Source organism: Rhizobacter sp. P1_G5 (assembly GCF_056405435.1).
In genome coordinates, this window is record NZ_JBFUCB010001050.1 from 1 (window position 1) to 1,066 (window position 1,066).

Genomic DNA, 1,066 nt, shown 5'->3' on the forward strand with positions numbered 1-1,066 from the left:
CACTTCGTTCGTTGTGGTCAAACAGTGGGCGACAGTCAGTGCACGAAGCGTGCTGCGCACGCGGGCCATGAAACCAGCCAGCTCCGGCGCCCCGCCCTGATTGGCGCTCCACAGACTCCCCGCACGCGCCTTTGTTCGCGCCGATGCCGTCAGTCCGGCGGTCACCGACTCGCTACCAAGGCGTCACGGGCGGCACCTCGCACGGCCCCGGCATGTCGATGGTCTTGAAGTCCGACGGCCCGACGATCTCGATGTACTCCATGTCGGGCGAGTAGTCGAACAGGTAGTGCACGATGCCAGGGCGCTGGTGCACGCAGTCGCCGGCCGAGACCAGCGTCTCCTGGTCCTCGTACATGAACTTCGCCCACCCCTTGGTCATGATGACGATGTGGAATTCCGCCTCATGACGGTGCCAGCCGGTGCCCTTTTCGGGTGCCATGTTGGCCTTGACCAGCTGCGCCAGCACCCGGCCCCGGGTGGCTTCCTCGACGCCGAGGTCGCGGTACAGGAAGAAATCCCGCAGCCCGTCGCTGCGCCAGGCGGTGTCACCCGGCTTCACGTGTGAGAACTTCGTGGTGGCGCTGTCCAGCATCGCAAACCTCCAGCGTTCAAACGGTGCCCGGCGGCATGCATGAAGCGTTCCACGCCGGGAGTTAAAGTCTCGCGCGAYGACAGGGGAACACCATGACGAAATCAGCGATCGGGCTGCTGGTGCTGGGCTGCATGGCCGGCTRCGCCAACTACGAACCGCCCAAGGCCTGGGAAAAAGGCCATCTCGCGAAGCCCGAGATGACGATGGGCGGCGATGCGCTGGAGCAGCGCTTCGAGCAGCACATCTACACCAGCAAGGAAAACGCGTCCGGTGGCTACGGCGTCGGTGGTGGAGGCTGCGGATGCAACTGACCGCCCCCTTCGGCACCCTTGTGCTCGCCGCGCTGGCCTTGCCCGGCGTCTGGCATTCGTCAGCGCGGGCCGAGAACGCCCCCGAGCAAGGCCTCATCGGCCTGCGCTTCCTGAACTACCAGGACTCGCAACCCGGCTGGAAACGCATCACGGTGAACTCACC

The 1,066-nt window shown here is 65.3% G+C and carries 2 protein-coding genes; one reads left to right on the forward strand and one right to left on the reverse strand.

Annotation, left to right across the window (positions count from 1 at the left end; translation table 11 throughout):
- Positions 1-172: 172 nt before the first annotated feature.
- On the reverse strand, positions 173-592 hold the full coding sequence (locus AC1D12_RS33900; protein ID WP_047513380.1) for a cupin domain-containing protein: 420 nt from the start codon (positions 590-592) through the stop codon (positions 173-175).
- Between the two features lie 92 nt (positions 593-684).
- Here AC1D12_RS33900 and AC1D12_RS33905 point away from each other — a divergent pair, with 92 nt between their 5' ends.
- Entirely contained in the window at positions 685-903 is a 219-nt protein-coding gene (locus AC1D12_RS33905) for a DUF4266 domain-containing protein (protein ID WP_477845461.1), read from the forward strand.
- Positions 904-1,066 lie beyond the last annotated feature (163 nt).